This window comes from Rickettsia monacensis, assembly GCF_000499665.2.
Taxonomy (GTDB): Bacteria; Pseudomonadota; Alphaproteobacteria; order Rickettsiales; family Rickettsiaceae; genus Rickettsia; species Rickettsia tamurae.
The window spans coordinates 1292421-1307187 of the sequence record NZ_LN794217.1 but is presented as its reverse complement, the minus strand read 5'-3'; the positions used below and the strand labels follow the sequence as shown (position 1 = coordinate 1307187).

The following is a 14767-nucleotide window of genomic DNA, read 5'->3' as shown; positions in this document are numbered from 1 at the left end:
TACCAAAACTTTATTATTAATGGTAATTTGTTCAGGAATCCACCTTGTTATGAGAGATTTGTTCAGCTTATTCCTTCATTATTTCTGCCATTGATTGTGATGTTACATTACTTAAGTGGGAAAAGAACGGGAATTTATTATGCAGATTCCACACATTTTGCAGTATGTAAAAATATCAGAATTAATTCTAACAGAACTTTTAATAATCTTGCAAAAATGGGACGTAGTTCTGTCGATTGGTTTTTTGGATTCAAGCTTCATATGATAATCAATGATAAGGGAGAAATTATTGCTGTTAAAATTACCAAAGGTAATGTTGATGACAGAATTGCATTTGAAGCAATGGTTATCAAAAAAGGTCTAAAAGGTAAGTGTTATGATGATAAGGAGTTTATTTCAGAAAAAATGTTTACAAAACTTTATAAGCAAGGTTTAATTGTAAAAGTAAAGAATTGATCTGACAGTTAAGGATTGTTGGGTACGAAGAAAAAAGATAAGATAGTACCTGGCAAGTTTTAACAACCTACTAAAAAGGAGACTGTCAGATGACAACATATCAAGAAAAAATCATAAAGCCAAGAATCGGTTTATTAAAACTCGCTGAACAATTAGGGAATGTATCACAAGCTTGCAAAGTAATGGGTTATAGCAGGGATACATTTTATCGTTACAAAGAGCTCCATGATCAAGGTGGGGAGGGGGGAAGCTCTATATGAGATGACTAGACGTAAAGCTTGCATTAAGAATCGTGTGCCCGCAAATATAGAGGATGCTGTAGTTAATATAGCTGTTGAATTTCCAGCATTTGGTCAGGAACGTGCTGCTAATGAATTACGCAAGAGTGGGATAATCATTTCTGGTGGCGGAGTTAGATCTGTGTGGTTACGTCATGATTTAGAAAGTTTCAAAAAACGTCTAAAAGCTCTAGAGACTAAAGTAGCAAATGATGGTATTGTTTTAAGTGATAATCAACTTGCTGTTCTTGAAAAAGTTAAAAACCAACGTGAAGCTAGTGGTGAAATAGAAACTATGCACCCTGGCTACCTTGGTTCACAAGATACTTACTATGTTGGTAATATTAAAGGCATAGGCCGTATTTATCAGCAAACTTTTGTCGATACCTATTGAGGAGTAGCTATTTGTAAACTCTATACCGAAAAGACGGCTATTACAGCTGCAGACCACTTAAATGATAAGGTTATTCCATTCTTTGCAAACCATGATATCCCTCTGCTTAGAATATTAACTGATAGAGGTACGGAATATTGTGGAAAACCAGAAAACCATGCTTACCAACTATATCTTGGCATTGAGAATATCGATCATTCCAAAACTAAAGCATATAGTCCTCAAACCAACGGTATCTGTGAGCGTTTCCATAAAACTATGCAGGAAGAGTGCTATCACATTCTATTCCGCAAAAAATTTTATAATTCACTTGATGAATTGCAAACAGATATAGATAACTGGCTTGTGAGTTACAATAATGCAAGACCTCATTCCGGTAAACATTGCTTTGGTAAAACACCAATGCAATCTTTTACAGATTCACTTTATATTGCTAAAGATAAAAATATTGGTAATATTGGTAATATAGATAAAAATATTGGTAATATAGAGAGAATATCAGACAATTTGATGATTGCCCATCAAGCTGCCTGATTACTCAACTCTGTCAGATTAAGTCGTAACTTGTACATTTTAATATTACTCCTTCCAGACATCGATCACCTATTAATTTCTTTACTTCTCTATTCTCTGCTCTTATTGCTTACCAACTTAAACCTAATAAACCATGTATTTCTTATCCATAATCGGGGTTACCTTAACCATTTTATTCTCCATATTATAAATTAACTATAAACTCGGCTTCAGTTTTAGACTTTATTTCCTCAATAGTAACATCGTCAGCCTTTCTAACTAATATCATTTCATCTTTATCAATATCAAAAATTCCAAGATCGGTAATTATTCTGTTAACTACTTTTTTGCCTGTTAACGGAAAGCTACATTCTTTTAATAATTTAGCACTGCCGTCTTTTGCGTTATGTTCCATTATAATAACTATTCTTTTGGTGTTAGCGACTAAATCCATAGCTCCTCCCATACCTTTAACCATTTTGCCTGGGATAGTCCAGTTGGCAAGATCGCCTTTTTGTGAGACTTGCATAGCCCCTAAAATAGTTAAATCAATATGCGAACCTCTAATCATCCCGAATGAAAAGCTACTGTCGAAATAGCTACTTTCAGGAATAGCGGTGATAGTTTGCTTACCGGCGTTAATTAAATCAGGATCTTCCTCTCCTGCGTAAGGAAACGGTCCCATACCAAGCATACCGTTCTCGCTTTGAAATATTATATTCACTCCTTTAGGTATATAATTTGCTACATGCGTAGGCATACCTATACCAAGATTGACATATAACCCGTCTTTAAGTTCCTCTGCGGTTATTTGATAAATTTCTTCTTTGCTCCAAGCCATATCTTATTTTTCCCTGACAGTTAATTGCTCAATACGTTTCTCATATTTTTCACCTACTATTAATCTTTGTATAAAAATATTAGGTGTGTGAATATTGTTAGGGTCAAGCTCTCCCACCTCAACTATTTCCTCTACTTCACAAACCGTAACTTTAGTGGCACCTGCCATGACTGCATTAAAGTTTCTTGCTGTTTTATTGTAAATCACGTTGCCGCTTTTATCGGCTTTAAAGCCTTTAATAATAGCAAGGTCGGCTTGAAGGGCAGTTTCCATTATATATTTTTCGCCGTTAAACTCCTTTGTTTCTTTACCTTCCTCTACGATTGTACCTATACCTGTTTTAGTATAAAAAGCCGGAATTCCCATGCAAGCAGCTCTAATTCGTTCAGCTAAAGTTCCTTGTGGGTTTAATTCAAGCTCAAGTACTTTATCAAGATATTGTTGTGCAAAAATCTTATTTTCTCCGACATACGAAGAAATCATTTTTTTGATTTGTTTAGTTTGAAGAAGAAGCCCAAGTCCGAAATTGTCAACACCGCAATTATTGCTTATAACTGTTAAATTTTGAACATTGCTTTTAAGAAGTGCATTTATTAAATTTTCAGGAATACCGCATAAACCAAAGCCACCGGACATTATAGTCATGCCGTCATAAAGAAGTCCTTCAAGAGCAGTTTCAGCCGAAGGATAGATTTTATTCATAAATTTTAAATTATTTAATATCTATTATTTAAGAAATTAGGAGGATTTTCAAAAGAAGTCAAGGACATACCTACGTTTGGTATATTAAAAAAATACTTTACAAATTAAAATAGTATATATCGTGGCTACTTAATTAAATTTAACTATTGCTACTTGTCTTTTATATTCATCATCAGTATTAGCAAATGCATCAAATATTGATGATGATATGACAGTTCAAGAAAATTCTAGAAAAAATTATAGCTATGTAGTTACTTATGATAAAGATATGTCCTCAAAAGCGAGTAGCGATGCTGCTATGTCATTGATTGAAGGTTACCGTCAATTAGATGATGCTATATTTGCCGATTCAAATAATATAGCTATGAAGATCTTAAGTTATATTACAAGATTTACTGCTACATCTTGGATTATGGTAGGTAATCATGAAATAGGAGGTCATGGAGCAAGAGCAAGAGAATTTGACTTAAAAGTAACAAAATATGAGGTAGATCCTTTTGAGGGTACAACATATTTTAAAGCTAAAGATTTTAATTCTTTGCAAGTTCATAAGCAAATTGCTATAGATACAGGGGGGATTCAAGCAAGTTATTTAACCCCGATTATGGATAAGGAATAGAGAGGAAGGAAGGTTGCAAGAGTTATTAAACCTTATATAAATAGGGCACTGAAGGAGTAAAATAAAGGTTTAATAACATGTGTAAATATACTACAATATTTTGTATAGTAGATAAATTTTGTAAAATTTATGAGAAATGGGTAAAACATCAATTGCTGAAAAGTAATAAGCAAAGATTTAGAGAAGGTAAGCTTTCCTTAAGTGAAGAACTCTCAATAATGATTTTTACCATTTTAGTGCATATAAACATTTAAAAGCTTATTACCAAAACTTTATTATTAATGGTAATTTGTTCAGGAATCCACCTTGTTATGAGAGATTTGTTCAGCTTATTCCTTCATTATTTCTGCCATTGATTGTGATGTTACATTACTTAAGTGGGAAAAGAACGGGAATTTATTATGCAGATTCCACACATTTTGCAGTATGTAAAAATATCAGAATTAATTCTAACAGAACTTTTAATAATCTTGCAAAAATGGGACGTAGTTCTGTCGATTGGTTTTTTGGATTCAAGCTTCATATGATAATCAATGATAAGGGAGAAATTATTGCTGTTAAAATTACCAAAGGTAATGTTGATGACAGAATTGCATTTGAAGCAATGGTTATCAAAAAAGGTCTAAAAGGTAAGTGTTATGATGATAAGGAGTTTATTTCAGAAAAAATGTTTACAAAACTTTATAAGCAAGGTTTAATAAAAATTACCGGAATAAGAAAGGATATGAAAAACTATTTATTACCTCTTTTGGATAAAATCCTTTTAAGGAAGAGATTCATTATCGAAACCATTTTTGGCTACATAAAAGAGAATTTTAATATTACTCCTTCCAGACATCGATCACCTATTAATTTTTTTACTTCTCTATTCTCTGCTCTTATTGCTTACCAACTTAAACCTAATAAACCATGTATTTCTTATCCATAATCGGGGTTAAATAAGTTGTATCATATGCAGTAAGATTGTTGGCTCTTGCAGTTTGTATAATTTCATGTATAGAAAAATTAAAATTTGATATATTAAGGGGGATAGAATTATATAAATCTATAAATTTAACTGTATCTGCTATATGTAATCTATTACGTTTTTCTGATACTAATAGTGTATTAGTTATTTCAAGTTTCCAAAGATATGGTATGTAGCTCCATGCTTCATACAATAATTAGCAGTCTAATATAAAAGAGCGGTTATTCATCTTCTACCTTCATCTCTAAGCTCTTTAATAGTATAAGGAGCTAATGTTTTACCCTTACTAAATTCAGCGAATTTTTCTACTATATTATCCATTTTAGGCTTTTGAGTTATAGGTATAATTTTTGCAACCGGCGTATTATGCTTACAAATGGTAATTTGCTCTCCGTCTTGCACACGTTGTATGAGGTTTGAGAAATGAGTTTTTGTTTCACATAGATAATATAATAAATAGACTAATTTAATATTATCCTATTTATAAGATTTTGTACAGTAATATTAATAGTTTAAACTAATATCTTTATCTAAAATCTAGGATTGACCAACCATTTTTTCAGGTACTACTATTTTATCAAACTCTTCTTCGGATAAAAGATTGAGTTTTTTAGCTGCTTCTTTTAAAGTGATCCCGTGCTTATGTGCTTCTTTAGCAATTTTTGCGGCATTATCATAGCCGATATGCGGATTAAGAGCTGTAACAAGCATTAGCGATTTATCACGTAAATCATTAATGCGTGCTATATTGGGTTCTAATCCTTTAACACAGTGAGTAACAAAGCTATTTACGCTATCGGATAACAGCTCTATAGATTGTAGGATATTGTATATTATTACGGGTTTAAATACGTTAAGTTCAAGATGCCCGTTTGAGCCGGCAATAGTAACCGTAACATGATTTCCCATCACCTGACTGCACACCATTGTTAAAGCTTCGACTTGTGTAGGGTTTACTTTACCGGGCATAATCGAAGAACCAGGTTCATTCTCAGGTAAATGCAGCTCACCAAGACCGCACCTTGGACCGGAGCCGAGCAGTCTTATATCATTTGCTATTTTCATTAAGCTAACTGCTATAGTATTAAGAGTTCCTGAAAATTCTACTAGTGCGTCGTGGGCAGCTAGACTTTCAAATTTATTAGGAGCCGTCTTAAAGGGCTGTTTAGTAAACTCTGCCACTTTCTCGGCAAATTTTATATCAAAGCCTATTTTTGAGTTAATACCTGTGCCGATTGCTGTTCCACCTTGAGCAAGTAGATAAACTTTTTTTAGTGCATCTTCTATGCGTTCTAAAGCATACTCTATTTGTGTAATATATCCGGAGAATTCCTGTTTAAGAGTTAAAGGAGTTGCATCCTGCAAGTGGGTACGTCCTATTTTTATGATTTTATCCCAATCTTTTGACTTGTCTTGCAAAGAGGTAAATAAATTATTCAAAGCTGGTATAAGTTGCTGTTTAGTTGCAAGTACGGTTGCTATATGCATAGCGGTTGGAAAAGAGTCGTTGGATGATTGTCCTTTATTAACATGATCGTTAGGATGTACTGGAGATTTGCCGCCTTTCTTGCTTGTTAATTCTTCATTAGCAATAGAGGCAATAACCTCGTTCATATTCATGTTTGTTTGTGTACCTGAACCTGTTTGCCAAACTACTAAAGGAAAATTATCCTCAAATTCGCCTTCTAAGATTCTATCCGTGGCTTTATCGATACTTGTAGCTATTTTAGCTTCTAAATAACCAAGCTCATAATTAACCTGTGCTGTACATTTTTTTAAAATAGCAAGAGCACGAATTAAAATTTCAGGCATTTTTTGTTTGCCTATTTTAAAATTTTCTAAAGATCTTTGAGTTTGAGCCCCCCAATAAAATTTTTCTTCTATTTGAATTTCTCCAAAAGAATCGCTTTCGGTTCTGTAATTTTTCATAAATTGTTAAATGTTATATAATTATCTATTTTTTTCATAAAATGATCACTTACTGCATTCAAGTCTAATTGCTCGGCTAATTAGCAAAGCTATAATATAATTTGTCTGTTAAAAAAGCTTTTTTTAGATTCTTAGCAATAAATACTAATGTGCTTTCTATCATAAGATTACGATTAAAACTATAAAATTTTTGCCAATGTTCGTTATATTTAGGTTCGGAAGATTCTATATAATCGGAATATATAGGTTTAGTAATTACTGCTTTACCTTGATATATATCAAATATAGTATTATTAATTAATCTTTCATTCTTGAGGTTATTTGTCACTTTATCAAAAAAATTGTTTAATATAGCCGTTGTTATCTCTTCTTCTGTAAGTTCATTTATAAATATGTCTAATTGCTTTTCAAAACTCTCGATAATTTGTTCATTTGGTCCCCTTTTCATGACTTTTCTCTCAAATTAATTGATATAATAAAAGTTTATGACTTTAATTTTAGTAGACTAAATATTTATATCGAAGTAAATAAAAAACAATATTTGATTTATTAAAAATATTATTTATGTAATGAATGAAAAATTATAGAAGCGGCATTTGATACATTAAGACTTTCTACTCTCTTAGAAATAAGGATTTTGGCTAAATAATCACATGTTTCTTCGACTAATCTTCGCATGCCTTTATCTTCTGAGCCAAATACTAATGCTATTTTGTCGGAAATTAATTTATCGGTAAAGTAGTCATTTGCAGAACCTGTTAGGCCTATAATCCAAAAGCCATGTTTTTTAAGATAATTCATACATGAGCGTAAGTTAGTAACTTTAATTATAGGTATTAATTCTAAAGTACCGCAAGCCGCTTTAGCAATGCCGCCGCTTTCATTCGGAGAATTATCTTGAGGTAATATTATAGCATTTATATCAAAAGCAGCGGCACTACGAATAATTGCTCCAATATTTTGTGTATCTGTTATTTGATCAAGAATCGCAATTTTACATTTTGGGTTTTTTATATCTATGTCCTCTAGATTGTAAGAAAAAATTGGTCTAACTTTTGCAGTTATTCCTTGATGTGTTTGGTTTTCCAGTAATTTAGATAAAATATCGTTATTAACAATTTCATAAGATCTAGTACCTATTAATTTTTTGTTTGTATCAAAAATTTCCCTAGTGCATAAAATATTTTCAATTTGACGTTTTGGATTATTTAGAGCAGAAAATACAGGATGTTTCCCATACATATAATAACAATTTTTAGAATCAAGTTTTTTATTTTGCATCTTATTGAAAACCGTCAGTAATTTGTTCTTGACAGAAACTACTATTTATTATAGAAAGTTACAACTAAATAAATGTGCAAGCTGCTATTTGTTTATTTGATGATTCGGCAAGAAGTTTTATTAAGTCCTAATACTAATTATATATATATTGTATTTTACAGTGAATTAGTCTATACTAATACAGTATTAAGTTCTTTAGGAGGGGTGGCCGAGTGGTCAATGGCAGCAGACTGTAAATCTGCCCGCGTAAGCGTTCGAAGGTTCAAATCCTTCTCCCTCCACCACTTAAATGGTTCAGGGAAGCATATCATATCATATCATTTTATTTTAAAAGATTTCATTGTGTATATATTTATAAATCTGAATAAAATTGATATAGCACTGTTAATAAAATAGCTTTGAAATTATTTTATTAACAGTGCCACAATGCGGGTGTAGCTCAATGGTAGAGTCCCAGCCTTCCAAGCTGGCTGTGTGGGTTCGATTCCCATCACCCGCTCCAGAGATAGTGGTAACAAATAAATTTAGCAAAAAAATGCACTTATAAAAAATTAACTTGTATTAAACCTAAAAAATTGTAGAGAGTAATAATATGGCAAAAGCAAAATTTGAACGAACTAAACCGCACGTTAATATAGGTACGATCGGTCACGTAGATCACGGTAAAACTTCCTTAACGGCAGCAATAACTATAGTACTTGCTAAGACAGGTGGAGCAAAAGCTACAGCGTATGATCAAATTGATGCTGCTCCTGAAGAAAAAGAAAGAGGTATAACTATTTCTACTGCACACGTAGAATATGAGACTAAAAATAGACACTATGCACACGTAGATTGTCCGGGACACGCTGACTATGTAAAGAACATGATAACCGGTGCCGCTCAGATGGACGGTGCAATATTAGTAGTTTCTGCTGCTGATGGTCCTATGCCGCAAACTAGAGAGCATATATTACTAGCAAAACAGGTAGGTGTACCTGCTATGGTAGTATTCTTAAATAAAGTAGATATGGTGGATGATCCTGATCTATTAGAACTAGTAGAGATGGAAGTAAGGGAATTATTATCAAAATATGGTTTCCCAGGTGATGAAATACCTATTATTAAAGGTTCTGCACTTCAAGCTTTAGAAGGAAAGCCTGAAGGTGAAAAAGCTATTAATGAGTTAATGGATGCAGTAGATAGCTATATACCGCAGCCTGTAAGAGCTACGGATAAACCTTTCTTAATGCCGATAGAAGATGTGTTCTCTATTTCAGGAAGAGGTACTGTTGTAACCGGTAGAGTAGAGTCAGGAATAATTAAGGTAGGTGAGGAAATTGAAATAGTCGGTCTAAAAGATACGCAAAAAACTACCTGTACCGGTGTAGAAATGTTCAGAAAATTACTTGATGAAGGACAAGCTGGAGATAATGTCGGTATATTACTACGCGGTACAAAAAGAGAAGAAGTTGAAAGAGGACAAGTTCTCGCAAAACCTGGTAGCATAAAACCGCATGATAAGTTTGAAGCTGAAGTATATGTGCTTAGTAAAGAAGAAGGTGGGCGTCATACCCCATTTACTAATGACTATCGTCCGCAGTTCTATTTTAGAACAACAGACGTTACTGGTACAATAAAATTGCCTGCTGATAAGCAGATGGTTATGCCTGGAGATAATGCTACTTTTACAGTGGAATTAATTAAACCGATTGCTATGCAGGAAGGGTTAAAATTCTCTATACGTGAAGGTGGTAGAACAGTGGGGGCCGGCTTAGTAACTAAAATAAATAATTAATTGATTTTATAGATACCTATTATTTTTTAATAATAGGTATCTATATTTTAAGATGTAATAGACATCTTTCTGAACCGGCTTATAGAGAGGAATTTGAAGAAGACACGGAACCAGAACCGCAGTGTACATAAAAGTACGTGAGGATTCGAATACCGAATCGACGTACAAATTACCTCTAAAAGTGAAGTTTGGGAAGATGTCTAAAAACATCTTGCTGTTTAAATATTAGGTTTACTGAATGAAAAATAAAATCAAAATTCGTTTAAAATCATTTGATCATCGTAGTCTTGATCGAGCTACAAAAGAGATAGTTAGTGCTGTTAAAAGAACATTTGCTAACATTAATGGTCCTATTCCTTTACCTAGAAAAATTGAAAGATTTACCGTAAATAGGTCTCCTCATGTACATAAGAAGTCAAGAGAGCAATTTGAAATTAGAAAGCATAAAAGATTATTAGTTATAGATGATCCGAATCCGGCGGTTGTTGATGCTTTAAGTAAAGTTGATTTAGCAGCAGGTGTTGATGTAGTGATTGAATTAGAGAGTGGGGAATAAATGAGAACCGGTATAATTGCTCAAAAAATTGGGATGACTAGTGTTTTTAATGATAAAGGAGAAAGAATTTCTTTAACATTAGTAAAAGTTAATGATTGTCAAGTAGTAGGGCATAAAACTCTAGAAAAACATGGATATAATGCTTTGGTTATAGGTGTAAAAGATAAAAAAATATCTAGAGTAACCAAACCTATGAAACAAGTTTTTGCTAATGCTAAAATATCTCCTAAAACTAAATTAAAAGAATTTAGAATTTCTGAAGAGAATTTTATTGATATAGCAGCAAGTCTAGAAGTAGATCATTTTACGGCAGGACAATTTGTGGATATAACGGCAATTACTATAGGTAAAGGGTTTGCCGGTAGTATGAAAAGACATAATTTTAGAGGTCTTGAAGCTTCTCACGGTGTTTCTATATCCCATCGTTCGCACGGTTCTACAGGACAAAGACAAGATCCAGGAAAGGTTTTTAAAGGCAAAAAAATGGCCGGTCATATGGGATGTAACCAAGTTACTATTCAAAATTTGAAAATATTTGCCGTTGATAAAGAGCGTAAGCTTATTATGATTCAGGGTAGTATACCCGGTCACAAAAATTCGTATCTTTCAGTAAAAGATGCAATAAAAAAGGTTTCAATAACTGTATAATAGATATTTAGACATGTTTGTTGAGGTTAAAGATTATTAAATTAACAAAATACCATGCAATATTATTTATATAAAAGTTTTATATAGACTATATAAGGTTAAATAAAGATGAAAACTAAAATATTAAGTCTTGCTAATGAAGAAGTTGGTGAGATTAGCTTAAATGAAGATATATTTGCTGTTGAATTTATCAGAGATGATATAATAAAGCAGGTTATTGATTGGCAGAGAGCTAAAGCAATGTCCGGTAACCACAAAACTAAAACAGTATCAGAAGTATCAGGAACCACAAAAAAACCTTTTAAGCAAAAAGGTACAGGTAATGCAAGACAAGGCTCCCTTAGATCGGTACAGATGCGTGGTGGTGGTGTAGCTCACGGACCTAGAGTACGTAGTCATGCAACAAAATTACCTAAAAAAGTACGAAAACTTGGTTTAATTCATGCTTTATCCGAGAAATTCGCTGAAGGAAAATTATTAGTAATAGATTCTTTAAAGCTAGATAAGCCTAAAACTTCTGCTCTTGTAAATATATTAAACAAGTTTCAAGGAAAAAGTTTCTTTGTAATAGACGGAAATGAAGTAGATATTAATTTTTCTTTAGCTGCAAAAAATATTTATAATACTGTGATTGTTCCGCAAATAGGAGCAAATGTTTATGATATAATACGACATGAATATGTCTTATTATCACAAGAAGCAGTGAGCGTTTTAGAAGAGAGGTTAATATGAGTTCTTATAAATACTACGATTTAATTAGAAAACCTATTATTACAGAAAAAACTACAACCCTTTCGGAACAAAATAAATACGCTTTTTATGTAGATAAATTTGCTGAAAAACTTACCCTTAAAAAGGCTGTGGAAGAAATATTTAAAGTAAAAGTAAAAAAAGTGAATATTTTAAACGTTAAAGGTAAGAAGAAAAGATTTAAAGGAATTATAGGGACTCAAATCAATAGAAAGAAAGCTATTGTTACATTAGAAAAAGACCATAATATCGATTTTGCCGGAGGAATTAAATAAATGGCTTTAAAAAACTTTAATCCAATTACTCCTTCTCTTAGAGAGTTAGTTCAAGTTAATAAAACTAGTTTATGGAAAGGCAGGCCTTTAAAATCTTTGACCAAAGGTATATCTAAAACCGGTGGACGAAATAATCAAGGTAGAATTACTTCTTGGCACAGAGGTGGAGGACATAAAAAATTATATCGTGTTATTGATTTTAAAAGAAATAAAATAGATATTTCTGCTATTGTCGAAAGAATAGAGTATGACCCTAATAGAACTGCTTTTATTGCTTTAATAAAATATGAAGACGGGGAATATTCTTATATTCTAGCACCGCAAAAATTATCTGTAGGTGATAAAGTAATATCAAGTCAAGATGCTGATATAAAAATAGGAAATTGTTTACCTTTAAAATTTATTCCTATCGGTACTACTTTACATAATGTTGAAATGAAAGTCGGTAAGGGTGGCCAAATTGCAAGATCTGCAGGTACTTCAGTAGATCTAGTAGGTAAAGATTCAGGATATGCTCAGATTAAATTAAGATCAGGTGAATTTAGGTTAGTACCTTTAGATTGTAAAGCTACTATAGGTAGTATATCTAACCCGGATCAAAAAAATATTAATTTAGGCAAAGCAGGTAGAAATAGATGGCTCGGTTGGAGACCGCATGTTAGAGGTGTAGCAATGAATCCTGTAGATCACCCTCATGGCGGTGGTGAAGGTAAAACTTCAGGAGGACGCCATCCTGTTACTCCTTGGGGATTCCCAACAAAGGGTAAGAAGACACGTAAAAATAAACGTACTTCAAAATTTATCATAAAGAAAAGAAAATAGATTTTAAATTAATTAGGTATTAGTATGGCACGTTCAATATGGAGAGGGCCTTTTGTAGACGGTTATTTAATAAAGAAAGTTCAAAAATTAATGGAATCAGGTAAATCTGAAATGATTAAAACTTGGTCTAGAAGATCAACGATTTTGCCTATTTTTGTAGGGTTTACCTTTTATGTTCATAATGGAAATAAATTTATTCCGGTTTCTGTAAATGAAGAAATGGTTGGAAGAAAATTAGGTGAATTTGCTCCTACTAGAACATTTCACGGTCATGGAGCAGATAAAAAAGTCAAAAGAAAGTAAAGATTTATATGGTACAGGAAAATAAAAATTTTGCTACGGCAAAAGCTAAATCTATTAGAGTAAGTCCAAGGAAGCTAAATTTAGTTGCAGCCTTTATTAGAAATATGAAAGTATCTGAAGCATTGGTACAATTAACTTTTTCTCCTAAAAGAATTGCAAAAGTTGTAAAAGATTGTTTACAATCTGCTGTTGCAAATGCTGAAAATAATTTAGGTCTAGATATAGATAGATTGGTTATTACTAAAGCGACTGTAGGTAAGGCTTTAGTAATGAAAAGAGTTATGCCAAGAGCAAAAGGAAGAGCAACTAGAATAAATAAGTTTTTTAGTAATCTTTATATAATTGTTACAGAAAAAGAGGATAATTAAAATGGGGCAGAAAGTTTGTGCACATGGTTTTAGAGTTGGACCGACTTTAATTAAAGGTTGGGATTCCGTATTATATGCAGAAAAACATTATAAAACTCTTTTTATACAAGATTTAAAAATTAGGGATTTAATAAATAAGGGTTTTAATCAAGCTCAAATTAGCAGAGTTTTAATCGAACGTCCTTCTAATAAAAGTATTATAATTAATATTAATGCCAAAAAACCAAATATCATTATTGGTAGAAACGGTAGTGAAATTGATAAGCTAAAAAAAGCTATCGAGAAAATGACTTCTTTAAAAGAAGTTTATATAAATATTCACGAAGTTAGAAAGTTTAATATAGATGCTGCTATAGTAGCTCAAACTATAGCACTACAGATTGAAAAAAGAGTTTCTTTTAGAAAAGCCATGAAAACAGCAATTCAGGCTTCATTTAAACAAGGTGGACAAGGTATAAGAGTTAATTGTTCAGGACGACTTGGAGGTGCTGAAATTGCTAGAACCGAGTGGTATATAGAAGGAAGAATGCCGTTACATACTTTAAGAGCTGATATTGATTATTCAACAGCTGAGGCTATAACTACTTATGGAGTTATAGGGGTTAAAGTGTGGATTTATAAAGGTGAATATACAGAAAATAAAAGATATAATTAATTTTAAGTATTAAAATGTTAGCTCCGAAAAAACAAAAATTTAGAAAAGCTCATAAGGGTAGAGTTGCTTCAAAAGCAAAAGCAGGTACGACGCTTGCTTTTGGATCATTTGGTCTAAAATCTATAGACGGTTGGCGTGTTACTGCAAGACAAATAGAAGCAGGAAGAAAAGCTGCTACTAGATGTATGAAAAGGCAAGGAAGATTATGGATTCGCATTTTTCCGGATGTTCCCGTTTCTAAAAAGCCTGCCGAAGTAAGAATGGGTAAAGGTAAAGGTTCTCCTGAATTTTTTGCAGTTAGAGTTTCGCCTGGAAGAATTATATTTGAAATTGAAGGGGTAGAAGAAAATGTTGCACTTAGAGCTTTGGAGCTTGCAAGTGCAAAATTACCTGTTAGAACAAGGATAGTGAGACGTTATGAATGATTTGAAATTATTAAGAAGTAAGTTATCTACTGAAACAATAGAAGAGCTTTATAAAAACCTTAATCTTTTAAGGAAAGAATTGTTTAATTTAAGATTTCAACAAGCTTTAGGTGAGTTAAAAAATACTGGTAGGTTTTCGTTAGTCAAAAAGTCTATAGCACGTATTAAAACTGAATTAACAAAAAGATCTAATAGTGAGGAATATTAA

General features: G+C 32.4%; 19 protein-coding genes, 2 tRNA genes and 2 pseudogenes. 17 read left to right on the top strand and 6 right to left on the bottom strand.

Annotated elements, in window-relative coordinates; translation table 11 throughout:
* Positions 1 to 99: 99 nt before the first annotated feature.
* Positions 100 to 456 carry a transposase gene (locus RMONA_RS06950; RefSeq protein ID WP_052701310.1) on the top strand — a complete coding sequence of 119 codons (357 nt, stop codon included), beginning with the start codon at positions 100 to 102 and terminating at the stop codon, positions 454 to 456.
* An 89-nt stretch (positions 457 to 545) separates the two neighbouring features.
* Positions 546 to 1662: pseudogene (locus tag RMONA_RS08905) on the top strand (IS481 family transposase).
* Between the two features lie 184 nt (positions 1663 to 1846).
* Here the strand turns inward: RMONA_RS08905 and RMONA_RS06930 are convergent.
* Complete coding sequence (locus RMONA_RS06930) at positions 1847 to 2482, bottom strand: 3-oxoacid CoA-transferase subunit B (RefSeq protein ID WP_023507956.1); 636 nt, start codon at positions 2480 to 2482, stop codon at positions 1847 to 1849.
* 3 nt (positions 2483 to 2485) lie between these two features.
* A complete protein-coding gene (locus RMONA_RS06925; RefSeq protein ID WP_023507957.1) occupies positions 2486 to 3184 on the bottom strand; it encodes a CoA transferase subunit A in 699 nt (232 codons plus the stop codon).
* Between the two features lie 208 nt (positions 3185 to 3392).
* Here RMONA_RS06925 and RMONA_RS06920 point away from each other — a divergent pair, with 208 nt between their 5' ends.
* Positions 3393 to 3803 carry a hypothetical protein gene (locus tag RMONA_RS06920; protein WP_023507958.1) on the top strand — a complete coding sequence of 137 codons (411 nt, stop codon included), beginning with the start codon at positions 3393 to 3395 and terminating at the stop codon, positions 3801 to 3803.
* Between the two features lie 274 nt (positions 3804 to 4077).
* A complete protein-coding gene (locus RMONA_RS06915; RefSeq protein WP_339325421.1) occupies positions 4078 to 4731 on the top strand; it encodes an IS982 family transposase in 654 nt (217 codons plus the stop codon).
* Between the two features lie 264 nt (positions 4732 to 4995).
* On the opposite strand, the gene RMONA_RS06905 is transcribed toward RMONA_RS06915, so the two are convergent.
* The 4 genes and pseudogenes from RMONA_RS06905 to rlmB all read right to left on the bottom strand — a co-directional run bounded on the left by RMONA_RS06905 (position 4996) and on the right by rlmB (position 7980).
* Positions 4996 to 5241 carry a type II toxin-antitoxin system Phd/YefM family antitoxin gene (locus RMONA_RS06905; RefSeq protein ID WP_037231560.1) on the bottom strand — a complete coding sequence of 82 codons (246 nt, stop codon included), beginning with the start codon at positions 5239 to 5241 and terminating at the stop codon, positions 4996 to 4998.
* Between the two features lie 66 nt (positions 5242 to 5307).
* Positions 5308 to 6699, bottom strand: coding sequence for a class II fumarate hydratase (gene fumC / locus RMONA_RS06900; protein WP_023507963.1), 1392 nt, complete (start codon positions 6697 to 6699; stop codon positions 5308 to 5310).
* A pseudogene (locus RMONA_RS06895) lies at positions 6696 to 7147 on the bottom strand (hypothetical protein). The gene fumC and the pseudogene RMONA_RS06895 overlap by 4 nt, the downstream one beginning before the upstream one ends.
* A 110-nt stretch (positions 7148 to 7257) precedes the next feature.
* On the bottom strand, positions 7258 to 7980 hold the full coding sequence (rlmB, locus tag RMONA_RS06890) for a 23S rRNA (guanosine(2251)-2'-O)-methyltransferase RlmB (protein ID WP_023507965.1): 723 nt from the start codon (positions 7978 to 7980) through the stop codon (positions 7258 to 7260).
* 198 nt (positions 7981 to 8178) lie between these two features.
* On the opposite strand from rlmB, the gene RMONA_RS06885 reads away from it, so the two are divergent.
* The 13 genes from RMONA_RS06885 to rpmC all read left to right on the top strand — a co-directional run bounded on the left by RMONA_RS06885 (position 8179) and on the right by rpmC (position 14767).
* Positions 8179 to 8264 (top strand) — tRNA-Tyr (locus RMONA_RS06885).
* Positions 8265 to 8408: 144 nt separating this feature from the next.
* Positions 8409 to 8482, top strand: a tRNA-Gly gene (locus RMONA_RS06880).
* A gap of 90 nt (positions 8483 to 8572) precedes the next feature.
* Positions 8573 to 9757, top strand: a complete 1185-nt coding sequence (gene tuf / locus RMONA_RS06875) for an elongation factor Tu (protein WP_023507966.1) — start codon at positions 8573 to 8575, stop codon at positions 9755 to 9757.
* Between the two features lie 238 nt (positions 9758 to 9995).
* A complete protein-coding gene (gene rpsJ, locus RMONA_RS06870) occupies positions 9996 to 10313 on the top strand; it encodes a 30S ribosomal protein S10 (protein WP_023507967.1) in 318 nt (105 codons plus the stop codon).
* A complete protein-coding gene (gene rplC, locus RMONA_RS06865; protein WP_023507968.1) occupies positions 10314 to 10961 on the top strand; it encodes a 50S ribosomal protein L3 in 648 nt (215 codons plus the stop codon).
* Between the two features lie 108 nt (positions 10962 to 11069).
* On the top strand, positions 11070 to 11693 hold the full coding sequence (gene rplD, locus RMONA_RS06860) for a 50S ribosomal protein L4 (protein WP_023507969.1): 624 nt from the start codon (positions 11070 to 11072) through the stop codon (positions 11691 to 11693).
* Positions 11690 to 11986 (top strand): 50S ribosomal protein L23, encoded by a 297-nt coding sequence (gene rplW, locus RMONA_RS06855; RefSeq protein ID WP_023507970.1) that lies wholly within the window; start codon positions 11690 to 11692, stop codon positions 11984 to 11986. Before rplD ends, rplW begins: the two co-directional genes overlap by 4 nt.
* Positions 11987 to 12808 (top strand): 50S ribosomal protein L2, encoded by an 822-nt coding sequence (rplB, locus tag RMONA_RS06850; RefSeq protein WP_008580965.1) that lies wholly within the window; start codon positions 11987 to 11989, stop codon positions 12806 to 12808.
* Positions 12809 to 12832: 24 nt separating this feature from the next.
* Positions 12833 to 13111, top strand: a complete 279-nt coding sequence (gene rpsS / locus RMONA_RS06845; RefSeq protein ID WP_023507971.1) for a 30S ribosomal protein S19 — start codon at positions 12833 to 12835, stop codon at positions 13109 to 13111.
* Between the two features lie 8 nt (positions 13112 to 13119).
* Complete coding sequence (gene rplV / locus RMONA_RS06840; RefSeq protein ID WP_023507972.1) at positions 13120 to 13479, top strand: 50S ribosomal protein L22; 360 nt, start codon at positions 13120 to 13122, stop codon at positions 13477 to 13479.
* Position 13480: 1 nt separating this feature from the next.
* Entirely contained in the window at positions 13481 to 14134 is a 654-nt protein-coding gene (gene rpsC / locus RMONA_RS06835; RefSeq protein ID WP_008580959.1) for a 30S ribosomal protein S3, read from the top strand.
* A gap of 14 nt (positions 14135 to 14148) precedes the next feature.
* Positions 14149 to 14559 (top strand): 50S ribosomal protein L16, encoded by a 411-nt coding sequence (gene rplP, locus RMONA_RS06830; RefSeq protein ID WP_023507973.1) that lies wholly within the window; start codon positions 14149 to 14151, stop codon positions 14557 to 14559.
* Positions 14552 to 14767: a 50S ribosomal protein L29 gene (gene rpmC / locus RMONA_RS06825; protein ID WP_023507974.1), complete on the top strand. Its 216-nt coding sequence runs from the start codon at positions 14552 to 14554 to the stop codon at positions 14765 to 14767. Before rplP ends, rpmC begins: the two co-directional genes overlap by 8 nt.

What these genes read in the sequence shown, in the direction of transcription:
- RMONA_RS06950 (WP_052701310.1), top strand. Translation starts at nt 100, where the DNA reads ATGTTACATTACTTAAGTGGGAAAAGAACGGGAATTTATTATGCAGAT.
- RMONA_RS06930 (WP_023507956.1), bottom strand. Translation starts at nt 2,482, where the DNA reads ATGGCTTGGAGCAAAGAAGAAATTTATCAAATAACCGCAGAGGAACTT.
- RMONA_RS06925 (WP_023507957.1), bottom strand. Translation starts at nt 3,184, where the DNA reads ATGAATAAAATCTATCCTTCGGCTGAAACTGCTCTTGAAGGACTTCTT.
- RMONA_RS06920 (WP_023507958.1), top strand. Translation starts at nt 3,393, where the DNA reads ATGACAGTTCAAGAAAATTCTAGAAAAAATTATAGCTATGTAGTTACT.
- fumC (WP_023507963.1), bottom strand. Translation starts at nt 6,699, where the DNA reads ATGAAAAATTACAGAACCGAAAGCGATTCTTTTGGAGAAATTCAAATA.
- rlmB (WP_023507965.1), bottom strand. Translation starts at nt 7,980, where the DNA reads ATGCAAAATAAAAAACTTGATTCTAAAAATTGTTATTATATGTATGGG.
- tuf (WP_023507966.1), top strand. Translation starts at nt 8,573, where the DNA reads ATGGCAAAAGCAAAATTTGAACGAACTAAACCGCACGTTAATATAGGT.
- rpsJ (WP_023507967.1), top strand. Translation starts at nt 9,996, where the DNA reads ATGAAAAATAAAATCAAAATTCGTTTAAAATCATTTGATCATCGTAGT.
- rplC (WP_023507968.1), top strand. Translation starts at nt 10,314, where the DNA reads ATGAGAACCGGTATAATTGCTCAAAAAATTGGGATGACTAGTGTTTTT.
- rplD (WP_023507969.1), top strand. Translation starts at nt 11,070, where the DNA reads ATGAAAACTAAAATATTAAGTCTTGCTAATGAAGAAGTTGGTGAGATT.
- rplW (WP_023507970.1), top strand. Translation starts at nt 11,690, where the DNA reads ATGAGTTCTTATAAATACTACGATTTAATTAGAAAACCTATTATTACA.
- rplB (WP_008580965.1), top strand. Translation starts at nt 11,987, where the DNA reads ATGGCTTTAAAAAACTTTAATCCAATTACTCCTTCTCTTAGAGAGTTA.
- rpsS (WP_023507971.1), top strand. Translation starts at nt 12,833, where the DNA reads ATGGCACGTTCAATATGGAGAGGGCCTTTTGTAGACGGTTATTTAATA.
- rplV (WP_023507972.1), top strand. Translation starts at nt 13,120, where the DNA reads ATGGTACAGGAAAATAAAAATTTTGCTACGGCAAAAGCTAAATCTATT.
- rpsC (WP_008580959.1), top strand. Translation starts at nt 13,481, where the DNA reads ATGGGGCAGAAAGTTTGTGCACATGGTTTTAGAGTTGGACCGACTTTA.
- rplP (WP_023507973.1), top strand. Translation starts at nt 14,149, where the DNA reads ATGTTAGCTCCGAAAAAACAAAAATTTAGAAAAGCTCATAAGGGTAGA.
- rpmC (WP_023507974.1), top strand. Translation starts at nt 14,552, where the DNA reads ATGAATGATTTGAAATTATTAAGAAGTAAGTTATCTACTGAAACAATA.